The organism is Paenibacillus sp. J22P51 (assembly GCF_059692215.1).
In genome coordinates this window covers 116,864-140,940 of the sequence record NZ_JCAUAZ010000008.1, presented here as the reverse complement: position 1 = coordinate 140,940, position 24,077 = coordinate 116,864, and the positions used below count along the sequence as shown (strand labels likewise).

General features: G+C 45.2%; 28 protein-coding genes. 17 read left to right on the top strand and 11 right to left on the bottom strand.

Annotated features, from left to right (window positions below; all coding sequences use genetic code 11):
- Nucleotides 1-39 precede the first annotated feature (39 nt).
- On the top strand, nt 40-1,734 hold the full coding sequence (locus AC58QC_RS18355; protein ID WP_497416565.1) for a putative polysaccharide biosynthesis protein: 1,695 nt from the start codon (nt 40-42) through the stop codon (nt 1,732-1,734).
- 12 nt (nt 1,735-1,746) lie between these two features.
- On the opposite strand, the gene AC58QC_RS18350 is transcribed toward AC58QC_RS18355, so the two are convergent.
- The 3 genes from AC58QC_RS18350 to AC58QC_RS18340 form a co-directional block, all read right to left on the bottom strand.
- Nucleotides 1,747-3,048: a DUF2515 family protein gene (locus tag AC58QC_RS18350; protein WP_497416564.1), complete on the bottom strand. Its 1,302-nt coding sequence runs from the start codon at nt 3,046-3,048 to the stop codon at nt 1,747-1,749.
- Between the two features lie 198 nt (nt 3,049-3,246).
- On the bottom strand, nt 3,247-3,438 hold the full coding sequence (locus AC58QC_RS18345) for a type II toxin-antitoxin system antitoxin (protein ID WP_497416563.1): 192 nt from the start codon (nt 3,436-3,438) through the stop codon (nt 3,247-3,249).
- Nucleotides 3,439-3,450: 12 nt separating this feature from the next.
- A complete protein-coding gene (locus AC58QC_RS18340; RefSeq protein ID WP_497416562.1) occupies nt 3,451-4,290 on the bottom strand; it encodes an SPFH domain-containing protein in 840 nt (279 codons plus the stop codon).
- 170 nt (nt 4,291-4,460) lie between these two features.
- Between AC58QC_RS18340 and AC58QC_RS18335 the strand changes: the two genes are divergently transcribed.
- From AC58QC_RS18335 to AC58QC_RS18305, 7 genes are all read left to right on the top strand, one after another.
- The gene (locus tag AC58QC_RS18335) at nt 4,461-4,805 is read left to right on the top strand and encodes a thioredoxin family protein (RefSeq protein ID WP_497416561.1); all 345 of its coding nucleotides are present in this window, start codon (nt 4,461-4,463) and stop codon (nt 4,803-4,805) included.
- 1,104 nt (nt 4,806-5,909) lie between these two features.
- Nucleotides 5,910-6,809, top strand: a complete 900-nt coding sequence (locus AC58QC_RS18330) for a COX15/CtaA family protein (RefSeq protein WP_497416560.1) — start codon at nt 5,910-5,912, stop codon at nt 6,807-6,809.
- Between the two features lie 99 nt (nt 6,810-6,908).
- Entirely contained in the window at nt 6,909-8,672 is a 1,764-nt protein-coding gene (locus tag AC58QC_RS18325; RefSeq protein WP_497416559.1) for a UbiD family decarboxylase, read from the top strand.
- A complete protein-coding gene (locus AC58QC_RS18320) occupies nt 8,672-9,052 on the top strand; it encodes an EamA family transporter (RefSeq protein ID WP_497416558.1) in 381 nt (126 codons plus the stop codon). Before AC58QC_RS18325 ends, AC58QC_RS18320 begins: the two co-directional genes overlap by 1 nt.
- 2 nt (nt 9,053-9,054) lie before the next feature.
- Complete coding sequence (locus tag AC58QC_RS18315) at nt 9,055-9,636, top strand: DMT family transporter (RefSeq protein ID WP_497416557.1); 582 nt, start codon at nt 9,055-9,057, stop codon at nt 9,634-9,636.
- Between the two features lie 40 nt (nt 9,637-9,676).
- The gene (locus tag AC58QC_RS18310; RefSeq protein ID WP_497416556.1) at nt 9,677-10,384 is read left to right on the top strand and encodes a Cthe_2314 family HEPN domain-containing protein; all 708 of its coding nucleotides are present in this window, start codon (nt 9,677-9,679) and stop codon (nt 10,382-10,384) included.
- Nucleotides 10,385-10,390: 6 nt separating this feature from the next.
- Nucleotides 10,391-11,185 carry an SDR family oxidoreductase gene (locus tag AC58QC_RS18305; protein ID WP_497416555.1) on the top strand — a complete coding sequence of 265 codons (795 nt, stop codon included), beginning with the start codon at nt 10,391-10,393 and terminating at the stop codon, nt 11,183-11,185.
- Nucleotides 11,186-11,339: 154 nt separating this feature from the next.
- On the opposite strand, the gene AC58QC_RS18300 is transcribed toward AC58QC_RS18305, so the two are convergent.
- Both AC58QC_RS18300 and AC58QC_RS18295 read right to left on the bottom strand, forming a co-directional pair.
- Nucleotides 11,340-12,494 carry a sulfite reductase subunit alpha gene (locus tag AC58QC_RS18300; RefSeq protein ID WP_497416554.1) on the bottom strand — a complete coding sequence of 385 codons (1,155 nt, stop codon included), beginning with the start codon at nt 12,492-12,494 and terminating at the stop codon, nt 11,340-11,342.
- A 421-nt stretch (nt 12,495-12,915) separates the two neighbouring features.
- The gene (locus AC58QC_RS18295; RefSeq protein WP_028558591.1) at nt 12,916-13,161 is read right to left on the bottom strand and encodes a NifU family protein; all 246 of its coding nucleotides are present in this window, start codon (nt 13,159-13,161) and stop codon (nt 12,916-12,918) included.
- A gap of 96 nt (nt 13,162-13,257) precedes the next feature.
- Between AC58QC_RS18295 and AC58QC_RS18290 the strand changes: the two genes are divergently transcribed.
- Nucleotides 13,258-13,512, top strand: coding sequence for a YuzB family protein (locus tag AC58QC_RS18290; RefSeq protein ID WP_497416553.1), 255 nt, complete (start codon nt 13,258-13,260; stop codon nt 13,510-13,512).
- Nucleotides 13,513-13,527: 15 nt separating this feature from the next.
- Here AC58QC_RS18290 and AC58QC_RS18285 read toward each other — a convergent pair whose 3' ends face one another.
- Nucleotides 13,528-14,592, bottom strand: coding sequence for an NAD(P)/FAD-dependent oxidoreductase (locus tag AC58QC_RS18285; protein WP_497416691.1), 1,065 nt, complete (start codon nt 14,590-14,592; stop codon nt 13,528-13,530).
- 40 nt (nt 14,593-14,632) lie between these two features.
- Nucleotides 14,633-15,739: an aminofutalosine synthase MqnE gene (gene mqnE, locus AC58QC_RS18280; RefSeq protein ID WP_497416552.1), complete on the bottom strand. Its 1,107-nt coding sequence runs from the start codon at nt 15,737-15,739 to the stop codon at nt 14,633-14,635.
- A gap of 340 nt (nt 15,740-16,079) precedes the next feature.
- Between mqnE and AC58QC_RS18275 the strand changes: the two genes are divergently transcribed.
- The 3 genes from AC58QC_RS18275 (at nt 16,080) to AC58QC_RS18265 (ending at nt 17,790) form a co-directional block, all read left to right on the top strand.
- Nucleotides 16,080-16,262 carry a Spo0E family sporulation regulatory protein-aspartic acid phosphatase gene (locus AC58QC_RS18275; protein ID WP_497416551.1) on the top strand — a complete coding sequence of 61 codons (183 nt, stop codon included), beginning with the start codon at nt 16,080-16,082 and terminating at the stop codon, nt 16,260-16,262.
- Nucleotides 16,263-16,374: 112 nt separating this feature from the next.
- Complete coding sequence (locus AC58QC_RS18270) at nt 16,375-16,746, top strand: HesB/IscA family protein (protein WP_497269887.1); 372 nt, start codon at nt 16,375-16,377, stop codon at nt 16,744-16,746.
- A 363-nt stretch (nt 16,747-17,109) separates the two neighbouring features.
- Entirely contained in the window at nt 17,110-17,790 is a 681-nt protein-coding gene (locus AC58QC_RS18265; protein WP_497416550.1) for a glycoside hydrolase family 73 protein, read from the top strand.
- A gap of 41 nt (nt 17,791-17,831) precedes the next feature.
- Here the strand turns inward: AC58QC_RS18265 and AC58QC_RS18260 are convergent, their stop codons facing one another.
- Nucleotides 17,832-17,993 carry a mechanosensitive ion channel protein MscL gene (locus AC58QC_RS18260; protein WP_497416549.1) on the bottom strand — a complete coding sequence of 54 codons (162 nt, stop codon included), beginning with the start codon at nt 17,991-17,993 and terminating at the stop codon, nt 17,832-17,834.
- Between the two features lie 334 nt (nt 17,994-18,327).
- Here AC58QC_RS18260 and sda point away from each other — a divergent pair, with 334 nt between their 5' ends.
- Entirely contained in the window at nt 18,328-18,492 is a 165-nt protein-coding gene (gene sda, locus AC58QC_RS18255; protein WP_497416548.1) for a sporulation histidine kinase inhibitor Sda, read from the top strand.
- Here sda and AC58QC_RS18250 read toward each other — a convergent pair.
- On the bottom strand, nt 18,489-18,737 hold the full coding sequence (locus tag AC58QC_RS18250) for a hypothetical protein (RefSeq protein ID WP_497416547.1): 249 nt from the start codon (nt 18,735-18,737) through the stop codon (nt 18,489-18,491). The genes sda and AC58QC_RS18250 overlap by 4 nt on opposite strands.
- Before the next feature lie 59 nt (nt 18,738-18,796).
- Nucleotides 18,797-19,798 carry an NAD(P)/FAD-dependent oxidoreductase gene (locus AC58QC_RS18245; protein WP_497416546.1) on the bottom strand — a complete coding sequence of 334 codons (1,002 nt, stop codon included), beginning with the start codon at nt 19,796-19,798 and terminating at the stop codon, nt 18,797-18,799.
- A 417-nt stretch (nt 19,799-20,215) separates the two neighbouring features.
- On the opposite strand from AC58QC_RS18245, the gene AC58QC_RS18240 reads away from it, so the two are divergent.
- Nucleotides 20,216-21,406: an NAD(P)/FAD-dependent oxidoreductase gene (locus AC58QC_RS18240; RefSeq protein WP_497416545.1), complete on the top strand. Its 1,191-nt coding sequence runs from the start codon at nt 20,216-20,218 to the stop codon at nt 21,404-21,406.
- Nucleotides 21,407-21,433: 27 nt separating this feature from the next.
- Entirely contained in the window at nt 21,434-21,715 is a 282-nt protein-coding gene (locus tag AC58QC_RS18235; protein WP_497269901.1) for a hypothetical protein, read from the top strand.
- 100 nt (nt 21,716-21,815) lie between these two features.
- Here AC58QC_RS18235 and hemQ read toward each other — a convergent pair whose 3' ends face one another.
- On the bottom strand, nt 21,816-22,562 hold the full coding sequence (gene hemQ / locus AC58QC_RS18230) for a hydrogen peroxide-dependent heme synthase (protein WP_497416544.1): 747 nt from the start codon (nt 22,560-22,562) through the stop codon (nt 21,816-21,818).
- Between the two features lie 208 nt (nt 22,563-22,770).
- On the opposite strand from hemQ, the gene AC58QC_RS18225 reads away from it, so the two are divergent.
- Together AC58QC_RS18225 and AC58QC_RS18220 are read left to right on the top strand one after the other, a co-directional pair.
- Complete coding sequence (locus tag AC58QC_RS18225) at nt 22,771-23,055, top strand: YuiB family protein (protein WP_497269905.1); 285 nt, start codon at nt 22,771-22,773, stop codon at nt 23,053-23,055.
- A gap of 77 nt (nt 23,056-23,132) precedes the next feature.
- Nucleotides 23,133-24,023: an alpha/beta fold hydrolase gene (locus AC58QC_RS18220; protein ID WP_497416543.1), complete on the top strand. Its 891-nt coding sequence runs from the start codon at nt 23,133-23,135 to the stop codon at nt 24,021-24,023.
- The last annotated feature ends 54 nt before the right edge of the window (nt 24,024-24,077 follow it).

Here is a 24,077-nt window from a genome sequence, read left to right as displayed (position 1 = left end):
AAGGTCGTACGAAAACTGTAAGAGAGAGAAGGAACGGACTTGACGAAGGTAACCAAAGATTCCCTTGTAAAAGGGACGCTCATTCTCACCGTGGCCGCGCTTGTAGCGCGGTTTCTCGGCGTTTTCCAGCGTATACCGCTGGTGCATCTGCTTCACGAGAAAGGAATGGGCAGTTATTCCATTGCTTTTAATCTATATTCGATCCTGCTTGTTATCGCAACCGCGGGTATTCCGAGTGCATTAAGTAAAATGGTTGCCGAGAAGAACGCCATCGGTCGACCGCATGAAGCGCAAAGGATTTATCGGGCTGCGATTTGGTTCGCTGTCATTGCTGGGGTCGGAATGACAGTACTGTTGTATGTCTTCGCACCCATTTATGCGGAAAAAATTTCGCATGGTGGACCCGATGCTACGTTAGCTACGAGAGCGATCGCACCGGCGATGCTGTTCTTCCCGCTTATCGCCATCATGCGGGGCTACTTTCAAGGCAGACAACATATGATGCCGAACGGTATTTCGCAAGTTGTGGAACAAATATTCCGATTGATCACATCGATTGCTCTGGCGTATTTCTTGCTCAATATCTCACTGGGATGGGGTGTAGCGGGCGCTTCCTTTGGAGGTGTTGCTGGGGGCATAGCCGCACTTGCAGTGATGTTGTATTATGCGATGAAGCTCAAGCGAAATGATGCCTTGACGAGTCAACCAATCTCAGCCGCTTCGCAAGCCGCGGCAGAGCAGATCGGGGCGACACGGGTAGGAGATCTACCTGCGGAAATGTTCAGATACCGGGATATTTATCGAAGCTTGCTGAAGCTTTCGATCCCGATCGTCGTTTTCTCAGTCACGGTTACGCTCGTGTACGCCATCGATACCTCGATGATTATCCCATTGCTTGAAGATTCTATTGGAGCCATTGAAGCCTTAGGCTTAGTGGGGATAATCGGTGGGCGTGCACAATCGCTTGCGGGGATTCCTATTATTTTGGCCATCGCGTTGAGTCAATCTGTTGTACCTATTATTTCGGCTGCTTATTCGCGCAAGGATTTGAAGCAGGTCGGACAACAGACGACACGTGTGCTTCAGCTTGCTATTCTTTCAGGTCTTCCTGCCGTACTCATGATCAGCATTGCAGCTAGACCGCTCGACTTCTTCTTATTTGGCCTTGAGGATTCCGCCTACGGAATTGCGCATGGACCTGCCATGATTTCTTTGCTGACGGCTGGTGCAATGTTCCAAATCGTGATGCAGACCTCAGGAGCGGTTCTCATGGGTATGGGGCGGATGAAGCCCTTGATGGTCCATGTGGCTGTCGGCATCGCTATCAAACTGCTTGGCAGCTTCGTGCTGGGGCAGTTGTTCGGTATCTATGGCATCATAATCTCAACGGGGCTATGCTTCATCGCAATGTCGTGGCTGAACCTTCGTTCCCTTCGTAAGGAGATATCGTTCACCATTCTAGGACGTCGCTTCGTCGGGCTTATCGTAACGATCCTTGTCATCAGCGGACTTGGCTTTGCAGCGGAAGGGCTGACGCACACGTATGTGCTGCCATCTCCTTGGTTCCGCTTGAATCAAGGTATCCAAGCGGTGCTGATTTGCGGATTTACAGTGGCTTTGTATCCGATCATGCTCATGGTAACCCGTGTGGTGACGAAGGATGATGTGAAAAGCTTTCCTTCACCTGTTCAGAAGCTCATTGCGAAAGCGAGTCGTGTGTTGAAACGTTCTTAGGTTATAACGGCCTCAGGGGATGAATTTCTTAATCGTTTGAGCGCCAACGACAGCTAATTCAATCTTGCTCAGACCAAGGCACATATCTTGTGTCAAGTCGTAAGCTTCCGGAACAGAAATGGATCGCAGATGCTTAAGCGGTTCCTCCACACTGGTAAACCAATCTCCTCGTTCTACCGGCGCTAGCGGCCTATCAGGCCACGCTGAGCGAAGAGGTGGACTATAGAACGGCGCTGCTCCTTTCTTAAGGCTGTAGCCATCGAGCCTCTCCTGATACTTAAGATCAGGAGGGGTTTTTCGTATGGGCGCGAACAGATGCGGCCAGTAGTCTGAGCGTGACCCCGTATGGGGAGTTGAAGAAGCAAAAGCAAGGACGCCATGCAGCACGCTTGGCACTCCGAAGAGGATCGCATACAAGGTTTTGCCGAATTCAATGCGTTCAGTGAGATTCTTGAAATTCTCAAGAATAAGACCAGCAAGATGTGGCTGAGGTAGTGGTGCATCCGCCATGGTGGATCGAAAGGGGAATCCAACTTGATTAAGCTGCAGCCAAGCTTGTGTTTTGAATAGAGGCGTGTCTAATACGGTTTGTCGGTATATAGGATTGTGAACAATACGTTCTTCAACGTAACTCTGCTCATTGACAATTAGCCCTAGGGTAAGAAGGGCGGTATCTTGGAAATGCCAGAAATCCCGCCAGATCGGAAGCATCCAAGCTGATATATGCAAATGAGGGAGAAGATGAAATAAACTAACCTTTCTCCGTTTACTTTCGGCATATAGCAGCATTTGCGGGTAGGCATCTTGGAAGATTAGGGCATTCGCGCGTTCCAGAAAGGAAAATAAGTGATCTGTGGCTTTATTGCTCATCAAGTGAGGCAGCAGTTCCCCGCGTAAATCCGTCATACACCACCCCCCATTGCGTGATACCATGTGAGCTAACAATGCCCAGTGAAGCTCTGGAAAGTCGCGATAGCACGCCCAATACGCTTGTGTACGTGTCACATTATTGCGATTATCTGTCTGCGTTTTGGCGATGATCTGTTGAAGAATATGTTGTTCAACAACGGTGGGTGAGGGGGCATCGACGCCTCCTTGCTGCAAAGCTAGCTGCTGATCTAACCCCTTTTCTATTCTTGCAATCGCGGTGGGGGAGATATCGATTCGCAATGGCAATCCGTGAATTTGATCAGAAGAGCTTGTTAACTTAGCGGCTTGCTGTTTAACAAGCTGGACAATAGCGCCCGGGAGTCCTCTGATTTTGTAATAAAATCCCTTATCGTCCTCGTTTTCGGGTGGAAGATTTACTCTCATCATGGGCCTCCTTACTAGAGCGAAATCCATCTTTCTATTATTTGCATGTTAGCTTAGGGGTATGTCAAAAGGAGGGAATAAATGTGTAGTGAGCGGAATTTACTGTACCACAGACCATTTCTGCACCAATGATTACGATTACAACTTATGAAAATGTAAAAACATCTTACAGGCGAATGCCATGTAAGATGTTTTTCGTTAGTTATCCAAATTTTCATTCGCTTGCTGCGCGGCACTAGATTTGGGGAGCCTTCCCGAACGGAGGAGCGCTTCTCGGAGTAAATATTCAATGTGTCCGTTAACACTTCGGAACTCATCCTCAGCCCACTGCTCTAAAGCTTGGTGCAGCTTCGGATCTAGTCGAAGCGGGAAATTTTTCTTGGCAGCCATAACATGGCTCCGTTAGTACAACGATCCGGTATTAATGACCGGAGTTGCTGAACGATCAGATACAATCGCAACTAGGAGATTGTTGATCATGGCAGCTTTACGCTCCTCGTCAAGCTGCAGACCCTTGGCTTCCAATTGTTCGACAGCCATTTGAACCATGCCAACGGCGCCTTCTACAATAATGGAGCGTGCTGATAAAATCGCTGATGCTTGTTGACGCTGCAGCATGGCGCTGGCAATTTCGGTGGAGTAGGCCAGGTGAGTCAGACGGGACTCAATCACCTCAACACCTGCAACGGAAAGACGATGCTGAAGCTCTGTGCTGAGTTCAGCCGCAACCTCATCGGCATTTCCTCTTAACGAATAGCCTTCTGTTTCGTAACGATCATAAGGATACTTGCTAGCCACATGACGTAGTGCTGTCTCACTTTGAATTTCAACGAATTTCTCATAACTATCTACATCGAACAAGGCCTTGTACGTATCAACGACTTTAAACACGATCACAGCAGCAATTTCAATCGGATTCCCATCGATATCATTAACTTTTAATTTAACACTGTTAAAATTGCGAACCCGCAGCGAAATCTTCTTGCGTGAAGAAAAGGGAACCACGAGCCAAAATCCACTCTTGCGAATCGTGCCTAGATAGCTCCCGAAAAATGTAATGACCGCGGCTTGATTCGGCTGAACGACAGTAATTGTCGACAGGGAAATGATGCCAATTATGATCAAAATAAAACCAATCAAAATGCTCTCTTGAGTGAAACTGTAAATGCCTAGCCCGAGAGCGGCGAAAAATAAGAGTAAGCCAATAAAGCCATTGAATGACCATACGTTAGTTTCTTTCATAGATGTAATACCTCCCCGGGTTTTGAATATTATTTTGATATTTATATGATATCACTTTTTACTTTAATTGTAAAATGAAATGATCAGGAATACAGAAAATGGTACAACGCTTGACACTCATTTTCACACATGCTATAAGAGAGTAAATTCCAGAAGTAAGAGGTGTCTTCATGCGTAAAGTTTCAACCGAACAACAATTTCAAGAACAAATTTCACAAGAAGGCGTGACGATTGCCATTTTCAAGGCGACATGGTGTAAGGATTGCCATTATATTGATCCTTTTATGCCTGCAGTTGAACAAGCCTACGAAGGTCGTCTCACGTTCATTGAACTGGATCGCGATGAATTCCCAGACCTTTGTGAGCAATTGAACATCTTAGGCATCCCGAGTTTCATTGCTTTCCGCGGCGGCCAAGAGCTTGTTCGTTTCGTCAGCAAGCTGCGTAAAACACGCGAAGAAATTGAGCAGTTCCTTGATCGTGCGATTGAAGTATCAAATGCGTTAGCGCCTTAGAATGGCCTATGGACACCGTCGTCGGATGAAATCTGAAGGCGGTGTTTTTGTTAGCTAGGAGCAGAAGCAGGAGCAGAAGCAAAAGCAGAAGCTGGAGCTGGAGTAGGAGCAGAAGCAGAAGCAGAAGAAGAAGAAGAAGCTGGAGCAGGAGCAGGAGCAGAAGCAGAAGAAGAAGAAGAAGCAGAAGCTGGAGACTGAACTGAAAGAGACTACACTAGCTTCTTATCATCACTACATCACTGCTGCTCACTTTAGCCCCTGCCGAAATCTGCGATATTCCGATATTTCCGAATTAAAACGTGGATTCCTTTCTAAAATAGACAAATAGTCCGATTCTGCCGAATTATCTACCCATTTTCCTTACGTGCGAGTTGTTTAGGCAGAGGCGTAATGAATAGAGTTAGTCGAAAAAATCGAGTAACTCGTGCGAAACAGAGGCGCAATGAATGGAGTTAGTCGAAAAAATCGAGTAACTCGTGCGAGACAGAGGCGCAATGAATGGAGTTAGTCGAAAAAATCGAGTAACTGGTGCGAGACAGAGGCGCAATGAATGGAGTTAGTCGAAAAAATCGAGTAACTCGTATGAAACAGAGACGAAATGAGTGGAGTTAGTCGAAAAAATCGAGTAACTCGTATGAGACATAGACGAAATGAGTGGAGTTAGTCGAAAAAATCGAGTAACTCGTGTGAGACATAGACGAAATGAGTGGAGTTAGTCGAGAAAATCGAGTAACTCGTTTGAAGCAGAGGCGCAATGAATGGAGTTAGTCGAAAAATTGAGTAACTCGTGCGAAACAGAGGCGCAATGAGTGGGGTTAGTCGAAAAAATCGAGTAACTCTTACGCGAAGCAAAAAAGGCACGGAAACCGTGCCTTTTTTGCTTCGCAACGTATTTCCCGAATAAATGCTTCCGAACTGCACACACTATAATGTTTTTTCCATGTGTTGGGGAGCCTATGCAGTCAGCGAATAGCAGATTCCCTGTGGTTTCGGAGCTTTGTAACATTTGCGAATGGAAATGCCTTCATATTACAGCTATAATTGAAAGCGGAACAACAGTATTCGACAGATCCTCAGTAGATATGACATAAAGTAGGTGCAATCGTGCAAAAATGGATCCAAAGATTAGCTAATTTATCCGCCATCGGCATGTTTCTAATTCTTGCTATGGGTGCCTTAGTAACCAAAGCTGACGCAGGTCGAGGCTGTGGAGATGAATGGCCGTTGTGTCATGGTAAATTCATTCCGGCGCATACCATTTCTTCTTTTATTGAGTACAGTCATCGCTTAGTTGTAGGTGTTGTAACGCTTATTCTTGTAGCAACATTCTTCTTAGTTTTTCGCTATGTGAAACGTAAAGATGCTAAATTCTTTATCACTGCAACCGTGGTGATGACGCTCATTCAAGCAGCCATGGGTGCTCTGGCCGTTGTTTGGCCGCAATCTTCCCTTGTGTTGGCACTTCATTTCGGTTTATCCTTACTTGCTTTTGCTTTTTCCTTGCTGCTTGCCCTCGTGTTTACACCATGGGGACAATTTGTGCGGACGACACCGATTCACAAAACCTTTAAAGTGATCGTCTGGTTTACCGCCATTTACAGCTATGTAGTTGTTTATCTAGGAGCATTCGTGCGACATACCGTTTCCTCAGGTGGTTGCTCGGGTTGGCCTTTATGCAATGGAGAAGTGATTCCAGAGCTCAGCGGTGCAACGGGGATTGTTTTTACCCATCGGATTGCCGCCTTGCTGCTGTTTATCTGTATTTTATTTCTGTATCTTCAGGCGCGACGCCATTATCAGAGTACAGACAAGCTTTGGTTTGGGAGCAAATGGGCCCTTATTCTCGTTTCACTTCAAGTCATTAGCGGCGCTGTGGTAACCGCGTCATTAGGAAATGAAGTCGCTTATTTATTTACAGCTATGATTCATGCCATGATTGTGGCTTGTATGTTTGGATTCCTATGTTATTTGTGTGTGCTTACCCTATATGACCGCAAAGCCTAGCAGCTGACTGCGGCACAAGAAGGCCTTCTGACGGAAGGCCATTTCCTTTTTCAACCTCATGAATGACTAAATATCTTTCAGTTAAAGGTGGAAGTTCCTGTGGTACCAACAAATTTACGAGCGTTTCTAGAGATTTTGCGCAGCGAAAATGAATTAATTGAAATATCCGCTCCCGTGGACCCGAATCTTGAGCTTGCAGAAATACATCGTCGTGTAATCGAGGAGCAAGGGCCAGCTTTACTTTTCACGAATGTAAAAGGCAGCAGCTTCCCTGTTGTGACGAATCTGTTCGGTACAACTAGAAGAGTTGATCTAGCTTTCGGTCCAAAGCCGGAGCAATTCATGAAAGCGGTTATCAACGCAACAAGCACATTGTTGCCCCCCACGCCCAAAGCACTGTGGGGTGAAAGGGGACTCATCCTTGACCTGATGAAGGTCGGGACGAAGAAGATTCAACCGAATCAAGCGCCGATTCTCGGCGGCTTGAAGCAGGACAACCCGCTCGCAGGACTGCCTGTCCTGACGAGCTGGCAAGAAGACGGCGGCCCGTTCGTCACGCTGCCGCTCGTGTACACCGAGCATCCCGACGGTGGTCATCATAACCTGGGCATGTATCGCATGCAGGTGTATGATGACTTCACAACCGGGATGCACTGGCAGATCCACAAAGGCGGCGGCTTCCACTACCATGAAGCCGAGAAGCGCAACCAAGCGCTAGCCGTCACCGTGTTCCTGGGCGGCCCGCCCGCGCTCATCGCCTCGGCGATTGCGCCGGTGCCCGAGCACCTGCCCGAGCTGATGCTCGCATCGCTCATCCTCGGGCAGAAGCTGCCCATGGTGGAGAATCCCCATGGGGGGCACCGCCTCGTGGCCGAGGCGGAGTTCGCGATATGCGGCTCCGTTCCGCCGCATCTGAGACGCCCCGAAGGGCCGTTCGGCGACCACTTCGGGTATTACTCACTCACCCATGATTTCCCCGTGTTCAACGTGAATCATGTGTGGCACCGCAAAGACGCGATCTATCCGGCGACGATCGTTGGCAAACCCCGCCAAGAGGATTACTTCCTTGGCGAGTTCTTGCAAAGACTGCTGGAGCCCGCGTTCCCGATGGCGATGCCAGGGGTGAAAGACCTGTGGACGTATGCTGAGACCGGGTTCCACCCGCTCGCAGCTGCTGTCGTCCGCGAAAGCTACAGCCGTGAAGCGCTCGGCACGGCGTTCCGCATCCTCGGTGAGGGACAGCTGTCCCTCACGAAATTCTTGATCGTGACGGACCGTCCGACGACCTTAGCGAACTTCTCACAGCTATTAGAAACCGTACTGGAACGTTTCGATCCGGCTCGGGATCTGTTTATTTTTAATAAAACATCGCATGATACGTTGGATTATACCGGCGGTCAGCTCAACCATGGTTCGAAAGCCGTACTGCTCGGCACAGGCGACCCTGTACGCGAGCTGCCAAGGGCATACACCGAAGGCGAGCTGCCTGAGATCCAGGATATCGCTGTGTACTGTGGCGGCTGTCTGCTCGTCTCTGGTGCATCCTATGCAGCGGAGCCAGAACTGCCACAGCGATTGCTTGCCAATACGGCTAGCCGACTGAAACAATGGCCAATGGTCATCTTAGTAGATGATGCAAGCGGCATTGCGAATGACCAAACGAAATTCCTATGGACGGTGTTCACGCGCTTTAACCCTGCAAGTGATATGTACGCGCAGTCAAGTGTGAACCGTCATCATATTGCTTATGAAGTTCCGATTGTGATCGACGCTCGTATGAAGCCAGGCTACCCAGATGAGCTGTTCCCAAGGGAAGATATTGCCCAACTCGTTGACCGCAGATGGAAGGAATACTTCGCGTGATGAGCGCGGGACGATTAAGAGCCCTCTATCCGCATTTGGGATTTGTTCTTGTGTACCTGCTGTGGGGGATTAATTTAGCCTCTCTCAAAATTGGGGGCAGAGAATGGGACAGTCTAGTCTTCAATGGTCTACGCTTCGCGAGTATGATTCCAATCCTGTGGGTCTATACTTACTTTTATTATCGTTCACGGTCGCTTCGCTTCCAAATTGCGGGTCGAGATCTGCTGCTCATCTGTGGGTTAGGGATCCTCAATGCCGTAGGGATGGAAGCTCTGCTGCAGTATGCTTTACAGTTTTCCAACGCTGCTAATGGTGCCGTGCTGGGGCGAGGCTTTATGCCAGTTATTACGGTGCTCATTGCCGTCATTGAGGCCAGGTGAGGGTGTCATGGCGAATCTTAATCGGGATTCCTTTAGCGCTTGGCAGTGTGATTCTCATTGTCTCAGGGGGATCAGAAGGCTTTCACTTGGGCAGTGAAACATTTCGAGGCGATATCCTGCTGCTTATGCGCAGTTTCATGGGAGCCATTTATCTTATTGGGATGAATCGATTAGTGATGAAATATCCACTTCCGATCCTAATCTCATTTGAAATGACAGCAGGTGCCCTATCCTTACTTCCGTTTGTGTTATTGCGAGCGGATGGTGCCTATTTCGCTGCCATCTCTCAGACGGGGTGGATGAGCTTAATTTATACTTCATTGCTGGCAACAGCGGTTGGTTTCTCATTACACAACTGGAGCTTGGCCAAGCTAGGACCTTTCAAATCATCCGCATACGGCTACTTACTCCCGGTTACAGCTGCGCTAGGAGGCTTTTTTCTCCTCGGTGAATCGATCTCGTTAAGTCAGTATTTGGGAGGCGCTGGTGTATTGGCTGCGATGTATTTCGTGCAGCGTGATCGAACATCTGGGGTCAAGAGATCAGCACTGCCTGCGACAATGGCCAAAACGTTAACGAAATAACAAGGTGATCAGAGTATGAGCTAATAAGGGAGGTGATCTTATGCTGCGTGTGTTATTTAATGAGCCGAAACGAATCGACAGCGGGCTCCTGCTAGAAGCAGGTGACGCGGTAAGAGCCTATATGAAACACATCGAAACCGAGCAGAGTTACCTCTCCACGAAATATTCGATCTTCCATCGTCAAGCGATTTGGAGTAAGGGCTTTATTGATGCGTTAGATGAGCTCGAACAGAGCAAATATTGCTGTGAGCGATATGGCGAGCGTATTGTTAAAGCTTTTTTGGAGGAAATGAATTCGCAAGAAACAGAGGCTTATCAACGATTTGTTTATTTCTATAAAAATGCGTTCATCCGGTTATTTTCCATTTTAGATAAACTAGGAACCTTCATGAATGATCTCTTCGGGTTGAAAACAGAAACATTGAAATCGCGATTCTCGTATTTCACGGTGCTCCGATATATGCATGAGAAGCATATTCATGGCTCGTTAGAGCTGCAATTGTATACGCTCAAAATGGAGTATAAAGCGCCGCTTGATCGACTTCGTAACTTACGTAACATGGAAATTCATTATATTAATGCGGAAATGCTGGATGATCTTTTGCAGAAAGAACCGCTGCTTGGAGAACGCATTCATATTGAGAATGTGAAGCTGAATTTGTCCGATTTGCAGCAGGGATTTGACATGGTTTGCCGAACCTTAACAATAGCATTTACTTACATTACGGCATATGTGACAAAGGGGTAGGGGACCATGCCATTAAGAGGTCGAACAGTGCTTGTTACAGGCAGTGCCAAGGGTTTGGGCAAAATGACGGCATTGACCTTAGCCAAGAAGGGCTGCCAGGTCGCTATTAATTATGTAACTAGTGTGAAGGAAGCTGAAGAACTCGTTCATCAATTAACTGAAATGGGTGTTCGCAGTATCGCCGTTCAAGGTGATGTAGCTAAACGCGAGGATATACTCCGTATGGTTGAAGAAACCGTCTCAAAGCTGGGAACGATAGATATACTTGTGAACAATGCAGGGCCATTTGTACGTGAACGTCGCTTTTTCGCTGACTATAGCATGGATGAAATTGACTACTTAATGCGGGGAAATCTGCTAGGTGTGATGGAGCTTGATCATCTCGTACTGCCTATGATGAGGGCGAATCGATGGGGTCGCATTATTCATTTCGGCTTCGGCAAAGCTGCTGAAGCGAGAGGTTGGACGCATCGTGCTGCTTACGCGGCCGCGAAGGTAGGATTAGTCTCCTTTACCAAAACATTAGCCGAGGAAGAAGCCGCGCATGGCATCACGGTAAATATGATCTGTCCAGGTGATATTCGCGGGAAGAACAAAGAACGTACCATGGAAGAAGCGCGATTAGAAGCGGATGGGGAAACGCCGGTGGGAAGATCGGGAACAGGGGAGGATGTGGCGCGTGTCATTGATTTCCTCTGCTCGCCAAACTCAGATTTTATAACAGGCAATATTATGGATATCTCCGGTGCGCTAGATCCAATTCAGCCTTTGCCAGTTCTCAATCAACGGAAGTCAGACTAGATCGCCGCACAGCAAAAGGCTGTCTCATAAGTGGCTATTATTGGGTGGTACTTCCATTTTAACAAAGATCAGTTTCTTTTTGTTTGCAAAAACAGAAGAGGGTGCCCCACAGTCATTTTCATGACTTTTGGTACACCCTCTTACCTAATTCCAATTAATAAACGTCGCGTTGGTAACGTCCTTGCTCTTGCAAGCCATTCAAATACGCTTCAGCATTTTCGCGGCTCAATTTGCCTTCTTTTTCAATAATGTCAATCAGGGTGTTGTGAACATCCTTCGCCATGTTTTGTTTATCGCCGCATACGTAAAAGTAAGCTCCGCGCTCTAACCATGCGAATAGCTCCTGGCTATTCTCTTGCATTTTATTCTGCACATACACTTTCTGCGCCGTATCGCGGGAGAAGGCTACGTCGATTTTGGTCAGTGCGCCCGCCTGTTGATATTGCTCCAGCTCGTCCTGATACAGGTAATCTGTCGCGGAACGCTGGTCGCCAAAGAATAGCCATGCTTTGCCTGTCGCTTTGCTCACCGCACGCTCTTGAATAAAGGAACGGAATGGCGCAATACCTGTACCAGGACCTACCATGATGATATCCTGCTCCGAGGACTCCGGCAGGTTAAAATGTTTGTTTACTTGAACAAAGACTGGAACGGTATCTCCTTCGTTCAGGCGCTCTGAGCACATCACGGAACATACGCCTTTACGTTCGCGGCCGTGCGCCATGTAGCGAACAGCGCCGATCGTAAGGTGAACTTCTCCCGGATTGGCTGCAAAGCTGCTTGCAATGGAATATAAGCGTGGCGGCATTTTTCTTAGTAAAGTGACGATTTCGTGCGCAGAAGCTTTCCAAGGTCCAAATTCACTTAGTAAGTCAAGCACATCGCGGCCGTCAGTATAAGCCTTCAGATGCTCCGCATCCGCCACAAGCTGCTTCAACGCTTCATTTTCGGAAAATTCAACTGCTTGCTGAACGATCTTCTTGGACAACAGAGTAAGCTCAAAATGCTTCAAAAGCGCTTCTTTCAACGGGAGCGTTTCGTTCTGTTTATTAATGACAACCGCCGTGTCTGCATCCCACTTCATAACCTCAAGGATAGAAGCGACCAACTCAGGATCGTTGTCAGGAACTACGCCTAAGCAATCGCCAGGCACATAGGACAGGCCAGAGCCTTCGAGCAAAAGTTCAATATGGCGTGTTTCTTTGCTGGAGCCTTCCCCGTTTAAATTGATATTTTTCAATACTTTCGCTTGAAACGGATTGGTTCTGGAAAACAAGGACGGTACTTTTTCGACATCAGTAACTTGCATTTCTCTTCACTCCAGAAATTATTTTTTATTTAGAATAGCACATGCTACTCAACTTAGAAATGTTTTTTAATTGACCGTATTATGAATTTTTAACTTATTCGAAAAAATTAAACAATTTGTCTTAATTTAGAGGCCTATTGTCATTTAAAAGCAATATTAAAGGAGCTCCAGCAATGGAGCCCCTCATTTTTATTTTACTATTCACTTAATACTGCTCGATATTGAAACACGGAGAATTATCTGGAAATCACTAGGGAGCGCTAGATCGGCAAAGAGTACTAGGCATCGAGACAGATTCTATCGTTGAATGACAAAGAGCTAAGCGGCTTATAAGCGCTTAGCTCGATATTAACAACTTCTAAACGCGGTCGATCATCCTCGAAAGACTTCGATAAAAGTTTATCTCATGTTATAGTCGTAATTAGAATACCTGTACGACTTCTGTTATGCCCTCTACCTCTTCAACCAATGCGCGCTCAATACCAGCTTTCAATGTGATGGTTGAGCTCGGGCAGCTACCGCAGGCACCCATAAGTTTCAGCTTTACGATTCCGTCTTCCACATCAACTAGATCGACGTCACCGCCATCGCGTTGTAGGAAAGGACGAAGTTTATCTAAAACCTCAAGAACTTCATCGTAAATCGCTTCTTTGGTTTTTTCTGTCATTTGATTCATCTCCTTTCTTTATCTATTATAGTACAATACGCATTAAATGAAAATGGTTTTCAACCTGAAACTATCAGCATGGGGTGGAATTAATACATGAGACCAATTATTGAATTTTGTGCCAGCAATATGCACACAGGCACTGATAAAGTGATGAAAGACCTAGAACAAAATCCGGAATTTGACGTCATGGAATACGGCTGTCTCGGCAACTGCGGCCAGTGCTACATGGAACCTTACGCGCTAGTCAACGGTGAAATCATTGCCGCGGAAAGCGCTGAGAGCCTCCATATTCGCATTTTAGAGAAAATTAAAGAGATTGAAGACATGTACGACTTGCTTAGTGAATAAGCAGATAACGGGATCCTATCCGAAGTGGCGTTTGGATTTCCAAAGCACACCGCTTTTCAACATACGCGCAATTTTCCCTGTCATTAATGTACGTTTACCCATAATGCCGAAGCCGCTCTTTTTACCAAGTGAACCGAGCGTGCCTCTCAGTTTGATTTTGCCAAGCCGCGGTGTGTCGCCTTTCCAAATTGCTTGAATCGCTTCTGCAATTTGCTTGCCTTGCGCTTGTGCGGCTTGAGCGCTTGGTGAGAAAGGCAATGACGCACAGTCGCCCACAACGAATACTTCTTCGAAGTCAGGAATTTGATGGTATTCATTTAACAGAATACGTCCCTGACGATCCTTTGGTACATTCAAAGCTTCGACAATTGGTGTAGGCTGAATCCCAGCCGTCCAGATCGTAGCATCCGTGCGAATAATTTCTTCCTGATTGTACAGATCGCCGCCATCCAGCCGAACTAAGGTTACTTGTGTTCGCAGCTCGATATGATGCTCAATCATCCATTCACGTACGTACTGCTGTAGATTTGTTGGGAAAGCAGAGAGTAGGCTTGGACCACGATCAATTAATCGGATATTCAGGTCAGGGCGGCTTTCGCGAAGCTCTGAAGCCATTTCAACACCGCTAAGCCCTCCGCCAATAATGGACACTTGCCCATATGGGGCGATATTGTTAATTTTCTGATAAGTTGCACGGGTTTGAGCCAGCGATTGGATACTGGAGGAAAACTCCGGAGCACCGACAATGCCATGATAACTGTCTACACAACCAAGTCCAATGACTAGCCAGTCGTAGGAAATTGGTTCTTTGTCGTGGAAGTTGATTTGTTTCGTCCCAAGGTCAACGCCAGATACCTCTCCGTACACCAACTGAAGGCGTGAATCATCGGGATAGGCAACACGAATATGCGTTTCAGCAATGGTACCAGAAGCGAGTGCATAATATTCGGTTTTCAGGCCTTGAAATGGACTGCGATCAATCATAATAAGTTCTGTGTCGTCTGGTAGATCCTTTTCGAGCAAATTTAAAGCTATGGTCAGACCGCCATAGCCTCCTCCGAGAATGACAAACTTTTTCATAGCCAACCAATATCCCTTCTGAACGATGATCTATTCTCTATTATCTCTCATACACTTTGATTTCATTATAAAAGGTGTCGCGTTCAACCGCGACGCGGCCGGCACCTTGAATGAGCCATACAAGCTCGTCTCGCGTAAGACCTTCAGGTGAAAGTGCGCCAGCTGCATGTGAAATTTTCTCTTTCACGATCGTACCGTGTGCATCGGATGCACCGAAGGTAAAGGATAGCTGTGTAAGTTTGGTTCCGATATTAATAAAATAAGCCTTAATATGTGGAAAGTTATCCAGCATTAAGCGGCTGATCGCAATGGTTTTGAGCTCGTCCCATGCAGGAACGCGTCGTTTGAGACCTGCATTCTTACTTGCGGGCTGTACAGAATTCGGAATGAATACAAGGAAACCGCCAGTTTCGTCTTGCAGCTCACGAAGGAGCATCATATGGCGAATCCGTTCTTCCTTCGTTTCAATGGAACCGTAGAGCATAGTTGCATGTGTTTTCATACCAAGCAAATGTGCTTGGCGATGAACATCCAGCCACTCTTCCGTGGACGCTTTTTCAACCTTCATTTTGGCACGGTAACGTTCTGTCAGAATTTCCGCTCCACCGCCAGGAAGCGTGGAAAGTCCAGCATCCATCAGCGTTTTGAGCACATCACGGTAACTTAAGCCGCTAATACGGGAGAAAAATTCGATTTCAGCAGCCGTATGAGCTTTAATCGTAACGTCAGGATAGGCCGCCTTCAATTGACGAATGCAATCGACATAATACTCGAAAGGTAGATGAGGGTTATGCCCTTGTGAGATATGGAACTCTTTAATTTCCGGGTTAAAATTCTCAGCAATATAGTCCAACATTTGATCAGGTGTTAGGGTATAAGAACCTTCTTCACCTTCATCTCGGCGGAAATGGCAAAAAGAGCAATGTTCCTCACATACATTCGTGAAATACAAGCTCATATTTTGTACAAAATACACCTTGTTTCCGTTTAATCGCGTATTCACTTTATTCGCTAATTGACCAATGGTTAGAAGGTCGTCGGATTCATACAAGAATAGGCCATCTTCCATGGTCAGACGTTCGCCATTCTCAACCTTGTCAGCAATCTCAGCCATCCGTTTGACCGGGTCCGTAGTCGTAATACTCATGTTCCCATGCCTCCTATGAAAATATAATAAACCGCATAATGAAACGACGCAGCCAGAAGCTAAAACCAGGTGCGTTAGGTGGTGTGAGTTGCTCGCGTACCTGTCAGCCAGTTCGGTTAAGGAATTCACACCTAGTTGTATAACGAGACAAGCTATCCATCCTTTTTATTATAAACCTCCTACATGGGAGGGGCAACATCCGAACGTTGAAGATAAATCGACAATCTGATTTATACCTTATTTTTTTTCAATGAAATTGGCAAAATGATATTCCCAATATTAACAAATTCCTGTATACTATTGCAATGTGATTACGTAAGGGTAAAAGGTGATAATAATCGTGCTACCATTATTCGTGACCGAACCGCAGGAACGACTTCATATCAAAATTGAACAGCTTCGAGGTAAAATGGTTAGTTTGGGAACCTCTTATGGTTTCCTACATCCTGACGTGCAGAAGTGCAGTCGAGATCTAGACCAGCTGCTATTGCAGTATTATGCCATAAGACGTCCTAAAAAGTGAACAGCTGCCCTTGAGCATCGAATGGATTAGGAGTATACTTAAAGCAAGCACTTCGTATACCAATGCCAGGTTTCCTTCATATGTAGGGAAAAACCAAGGAGGGATTTCCATTATGATTAACATAAGTGAATCAGCAAGTGATAAAATTAAAGAGCTTTTGGCTTCTGAAGAATCAACTAAGCTATTCTTGCGTCTTGGCGTAAAAGCTGGTGGTTGTAGCGGCTTTTCTTATGGAATGGGCTTTGATGATGATCAAAAGTCTGACGATAAAGAATTTACCATTCACGGCTTGAAGGTCGTTGTAGACGAGGAAAGCGCCAAGTATTTATATGGCGTCCAAATCGACTTTGAAGACAAAGGTATGGGTGGCGGTTTCACCATCAATAACCCGAATGCAGTAGCATCGTGTGGTTGTGGATCTTCCTTCAAACCAGCGGATTATGAAGGAACACCTGAACCTTGTGATGATAAGGTTGAGGCTTAATTGCAATAAGATTGAAATAAATGAATGTACTAAGAAACCGTCCAGACTGGAAGTGATGTCAAAATCACACGAGTTTGGACGGTTTTTCTCATTTTATTTAACAAATGGCGGTGATCTCCGCCGCCACCTGGTTTTATTGCATGGTATGCTTTTCAGTCTTAGCAACACAAAGAATAAATATGTATGGGTTAGTTTTTCATTTAGCACGGTGGTCCTATTAAGTCATGTGACTCGTCTATTCTATGAGTTGTTGCATTTTACTTCAATAGATTAAAATCAACTAGCCGTCTCTATCTACTAATTTATGGAATACTATAAGATATACAGCTAGTACGTGTAGTTGGTAGAGGGGGAGGGAGTTATATGGCTTCTAGGAAGGATTTCATCGAGCTCGTTGCACCGATTGCTGTGAAGCTTCGATTGGAAGGTTCACCGATTTTCCCATCGGTCCGAATTGCTCAAGCGTTGCTGGAGACTGGTGGTCAAATCAATGCGTGGAACAATGTAGTGGGGTATAAAGTAGGCAGTGGCGTGCTGACGCCTTACTGGCAGGGAGATCGTGTGTCAGCAAGAACTTGGGAATTCATCAAGGGTGAGCGAGTATCTAATGTCATTGGGGATTTTCGTGCCTACGCCTCCATCGAGGATGGATTTCGTGATCAAGATCTGCTATTCCAAATAGCTCGTTATACGGCAGTACGGTCAGCGAGTAGTCCACAGGCTCAAACATCAGCTTTACAGAACAGTGGTTACGCAACTGACCCTGCCTATACAAATAAATTGAATGCGATCATAGCAACAGAAGGGTTAACTTTCTTTGATGGGGAGGTTATACGGATGTTAGAGAAACTACAGGCACAAATCGCAGAGTTAACGAATAAAGTTCATTCACTTGAAGAGCAGTCGGCACTTACAGTCATACCGGCTTGGGCAAAACCAGGCATTGATGCGGCAGTAAAGGCGGGACTCATCGACACACCCGAAAAAGGGAGCTATGATTTCTATCGATTATTAACCGTTTTACATCGGAAAGGGATTATTTAGTTGTGGCAGAATAAGTGGGGCCGAAGAGGAAAATGGCTGTTTTAATAAATCATTCGGCCTTTAATTCGTACGTTTTCACCATATTTGGCTTGCATCAACTTCGTTTGCTCTTGCATAAAAGCATAAATTTCTTTCAATCGGTTCTTACGTGGTTTAATTGTTTCTTTAACTACGCCATTTAATACGATATCGTATACGATCATACTAATTCAACTCCTTTTGGATTGTCTTTCTAATATCATTTTAAACGATGTTTATTAAGAGACGATTAAAATTTCTTTTCAATTTTGTGAAAAAGATGAAGGTTATGTTAAGAGAATGTGAAAAATGCCTAAAAAAGCGATCAATTTTTTTTATCAGTAGTTGGAAGGTTTTGGATGTGCATAAGTTTATGCACATTATCCCCCTATATGATGCCTGCCTCCATGGTACATATTAACAATTTACCCACAGGATATGCACAGTTATCTGTGGATAACGGAACGCTTGTTCTATTAAAAACCCCATGATACTATTAGTTTAAATTATAGAATATGGGTGATTTCAGTGAGACAAATTAGCGATGAGACATTGATCGACTCTTATTACAAAGCACTAGATTTAAGATTAGAATCCGATTTTCTTGAACTTTTGCTCGCAGAAATTCAGAGACGAAAGTTAAAGCTAGCTGTGCTAGTCAGGGACGAGACACCACTTAATTAAAGCTCACCAGCAGGTATTTGCAGGGTAAAGCTGGAATGGCAATCGGGACAATTCAAGAGATGTAAGCATTGATCCTGGTGATCACGGCCATCGTCGTTTGTCGAAGACATGTCGTTCATCTCGTAAGGCGAATAAGGACCGAGCAAGTCACTCAGCTTACCGTGGTCACACATACGCTGCGAGCATACAGGACAGTTGGTTTGCAATTCTTGCAGGCCATTACATACTGGACATATAGATGACAAAGGGGTATTCCTCCTAATCCGTAGATTAGGTATAGAATACCCCATTTATTTTTTGCTAATTAAAATTTCAAGTTCGAGCTGTGTCCTGGTGAAAGCTTCGCACTAGGATCAATGTAAACTTTCGCGTTATTAATCGCAGTGGGTGCTTCACCGAAGCCAACAGCAATCAATTTCAATTTGCCTGGGTATGTTGTAATATCACCAGCAGCGAAGATACCGGGGATATTCGTCTCCATGCGGGAATCAACCACGATTGAGCCATTTTCGATTTCAAGGCCCCATTCCGAAATCGGTCCAAGAGAAGATACGAAGCCGAAGTTAATGATAACGGCATCGACATCATGGATGCTTTCTTCGCCTGATTTAATATTTTTGAGCGTGATTTGCTCAATATGGTCTGTACCGTGAAGTTTCGTAATTTCCGTTGGTGTTACAACATTTACTTTGGAGTTCATGAGGTTCTCTACACTATGCTCATGAGCACGGAATTTATCTCTACGGTGTATCAAGGTTACTTTCTCAGCAATTGGCTCAAGCATCAAAGCCCAATCAACCGCGGAATCACCGCCGCCGCTAATCACTACTTTTTGACCAGCAAAAGCATTCAAGTCACTTACAAAGTAATGAAGGTTTTTTTTCTCGAATTGAGCCGCTTCCGGTAATTCAAGACGACGCGGCTCAAATGCCCCAACGCCAGCTGTAATAATGACGGCATGGCTCAAATGAACACCTTTGTCCGTCGTGATTTCGAAAAGACGTTCTTCTTTCTTCACAACCTGATGTACTTTCTCTTCCAAGCAAATGCCGATAGGGAAGTGTTTCATCTGTGCAGACAGATTATTTACTAGCTCTTGCGCAGTTACTTTTGGAAAGCCAGCGACGTCATAAATATATTTTTCAGGATATAACGCGGCAAGTTGGCCGCCTAGCTGCGGCATACTTTCAATAATTTTCACAGATGCTTGACGCATTCCCGCATAGAAGGAAGCGAACATGCCAGCGGGACCACCGCCGATTACAATAATGTCAACGATTTCTTGATTTATTTCTCTCACGTTCATAATAGAACCTCCGATTTGGTCCGGATATGTGTAAGTATTCTGAATAAATCGATAATCAATATCATTATAAACGTCTCTTTTATTGAAGGAAACAGAAAAATTCAAATTCTTCATACATTTAGCTTATATATTTCGCTTATAGATATGATAAGTAATGCTTACATTACCTGGACTGGCTAGAATGGCGTTTTTGCCTGATTTTAAAGCAAAATAGCACTTGATATTTACTTATGAAAATTATATCATATCATGAGAATCGGTTTACGCATGTTGTGACGAATTTCAGCCCGTTTCATCATAATTCACTGCGAAGACGTGCAAACTAGTAGCAGTATACTACTTTTGAAGCTGTTTGTGTAATTTTTCACAAGATAGAGAGACCATGGGAAAAAATACGGATATGGAAGTGAGAGAGACATGAGTAGAATACCAAGAATCGTTATATTAGGAGCCGGTTACGGCGGAATTCTTGCTGCAATTCGTTTGCAGAAGGAATTGAACTACAACGAAGCCGATGTCACGCTTGTAAACAAGCATGACTATCACTACATCACAACACATCTTCACATGCCTGCTGCAGGGACAGATAATCCTGAAAATGCACGCGTGAACATTTTGAAATTGATTGATGAATTTAAAGTTGATTTCGTGAAATCGACAGTAACACAAATTCGTCCGCATGAGAAAAAGGTTATTTTGGAAGACGGAACGCTTTCCTATGACTACTTGGTTATCGGACTTGGCGGCGAAGCGGAAACTTTCGGTATTCCTGGCCTTAAAGAAAATGCTTTGAACATTCGCAGTATCAACAGCGTACGATTCATTCGTGAGCATATTGAGTACCAATTTGCGAAGTACAAGCGTGAACCAGATCGCAAAGATTACCTGACATTCGTTATCGGTGGCGCTGGTTTTACCGGTATTGAGTTCATAGGTGAGCTTGCTGATCGTATTCCATTGCTATGCAAAGAGTTCGATGTGGATCCTTCCCTTGTGAAGATTTATAATATTGAAGCTGCTCCAACAGCATTGCCTGGTTTTGATCCTGAGCTTGTTGAGTATGCGATGAAAGTACTTACTGATAAAGGTATCACATTCAAAATTGGTACGGCGATTAAAGAGTGTACACCAGAAGGTGTATTGATTGCTGGCGATGAGTTTATCAAAGCAGCGACTGTAGTATGGACTGGCGGTATCCGCGGTAATCATATGCTAGACGAAGCTGGCTTCGAGACGATGCGCGGCAGAATCAAAGTAAATGAGCACCTTCATGCACCTGGATTCGATAACATCTATGTAGTGGGCGACTGTTCAATCGTTATGAACGATGAAGGCAGACCATACCCGCCGACAGCACAAATTGCTATGCAGCAAGGTGAAGCTGTTGCACACAACTTGATCGCATCGATCCGTGGATCACAAATGAAAACTTTCAAATACTCGAACAAAGGTACAGTAGCTTCCCTTGGTAAAGGTCAAGCAATTGGTATCGTTGGTTCCCGTAAATTGAAAGGTAATGTAGCTGCTATGATGAAAAAAGTGGTTGATATGAGATACCTTTACATTATTGGCGGAATTCCATTAGTTATACGTAAAGGGCGTTTCTAGTCAAATCTCGCTTACGGGGGAATTGCCATGCGGCACTGCAGTGTCCAAGTACGAGGACTTCTTACCCGGGATGAACTGGATCGTTACAATGCCTTGATCGAGGTTGGTCACTTCTTAGAGACTGAGAAACGTTACGATCATGTCGCTGTTGTGCAAAAGGAAATTGACATTCTCATTCTTCCTGCGATTGAGCGTCTGAAGGAAAAAGGTCGTCAGCGTGACCGCGATACGGAAGCGTATCTGGCACGTAAAGCACAGATGGAAGCTGAATTGGAAGCTGCTTTGCGAGACGACGAAGACGATGAATAAATGATCCAAAGAAGCATTGCTCTGTATAAGGGCAGTGCTTCTTTTTATATTGGAAGTCGCAAAAAGAGCAAAGGACCGGGTCCTTTGCTCTTAAGCTATCTCATATTTGAATGAATGAAGCGAATTTCTCAGGAAGCATGACGTTGCCAACGTAGAAATCTCCGAACTCGCCAAAGCGTGCGCTGACTTCATCAAAGCGCATTTCGTACACGAGCTTTTTGAAATGAAGCGGATCATCGGAGAATAATGTAACGCCCCATTCCCAATCATCTAATCCAACGGAGCCTGTAATGATTTGTTTTACTTTACCAGCATACGTACGACCGATCATACCATGGCTGCGCATCATCGTTTTACGATCTTCCGCAGGCAGCATGTACCAGTTGTCATTGCCATCACGACGCTTGTTCATCGGATAGAAGCAAATATGCTTGGATTTTGGAAGAATAGGCTTCAAGCGTGCTTGCAGCTCAGGATCCTGTGCAGGATCAACACCTGGCTTCGCAAGGTAGCTGCTCAATTCTACGATCGAGACATAGGAGTAAACGGGAATGGTAAAAGCAGCAAAGCTAGACTTGTTAAAAGCAGTTTCAAGCTCATTCAATTCTTCAAGTGTTTCACGCATTTGCATGAAAACGAAATCAGCTTTTTGACCTACGATGCTATAAACGGCAGTACTGCCTAGTTTATCGTTCTCAACTTGCTGCCACTGGGACAAGAATGTTTGCAGCTCGTCCGCTGCATGCTTACGTTCTTGCGGGGTTGCGGCATGCCATGCATTCCAATCCATCAGACGGAAATCATGGAGCGCATACCAGCCTTCCAGCGTTTGTACAGCTTCACTCATTGTTTTTCCTCCATTCAAGGGCTAATATCCCCTACATTGTATCCAATTCATGGAGAAAGGGCAAATGCATGGAGGGGTGAAGTATAGGAAATGATTCAATTGTTCAATTTGTGTACACTTTACCTGTACCTTTTCGTAGATTACAATAATAAGAGCTACAGGAGCCAAAGATTTGAAGTGCTTCTTATATGATTAAGGGGGAAATACCGTGCTGCAAATGGTTATAGCCACTGTCTTAATGATGGTGTTATTCTTTGGGATCGGATTTATTTTGAATATGCTTATGAAAACAACGTGGTTCCCGTTATACGCATTCATCGCCTTGGTGATTGGGATTATCATCTATGGTTACACGGGATCTTCATCCTTTCTATCCAGTGATGAGAGTTTTACCATTGTTGACATCATTCCTGCGATTGGTGGCTTAGTTGGCGCGATTTTGAGTGGCTCTGCGATCAAAGCGCTGCGCATTCGAGGCTTCAAAATGTTCTAGTTCGTCATATTGAAAGGCCAATCGGGTCAAGCTAAGAGGGAGTTACCTAAACTTCACTTACGGGGGAGACACGACCAGTGCCTTGGGCGAATGTGAATGGAACAACATTGCACTATGAGTTAACGGGGCCGGAAATGGGTACACCCATTATGTTTATTCACCCTCCGTTGCTTACACTAGAAGCTTTTAAGTACCAGAAAGAACAATTAAGCGAACATTTCCGAGTGATTACCTTTGATATTAGGGGACATGGTGCTAGTGCCTGCTCGGAGCGTACGCTAAGTTATGAACTTATTTCCGAAGACATGATAAGGCTTCTTGATTACTTAGGTATCGAGCAAGCCTTTCTGTGCGGCTATTCAACAGGAGGGACCGTTGCACTGGATGCCCTGCTTTCGTACCCCAATCGGTTTGTGGGGGGAATCATCGTTAGCGGGATGTCTGAATTGACGGATACCTACAATAGGTTCAGAGCTTGGCTTGCAGTTCGGATGGCTAATCCTAGTCGGATTATGAAACTATTGATCGGAGCGATTACGTATGGCAATGCGGATAAATCGACAACCTATCATGAGTTGAACAAGCATGCTATACACGATACAGCAGACAATGTAAAATCGTATTTCAAACAATCACTATGCTACACCTGCACAAGTCGCCTTCCTAGAATTCAGCAGCCTGTTTTATTGATCTATGGTCAAAAGGACAAAGGATTCCATCCATACGCCGAAATTCTTCATAAGAGGCTGCCACATAGCTCACTTTTTTTCATCAAAGATGCTAAGCATCCTGTACCGATCCAAAGCGCAACGCGCATGAATGATCTTATTCATTTATGGGTGGATAGCCTTGAAGAGCAAGAGCAGACAGATCGATGGAAGTTAGATCTTGCCATTGCACAGAAGCTGCATCCTGAGATGTATGGAACCGACGTAAGTGATGATCTTGCACGAGAAAACATGTTGTAGACTTCAGAAAAATTGAGACTAAACTGAGATTCCATTGCTAGTGAGAAGTTGCGA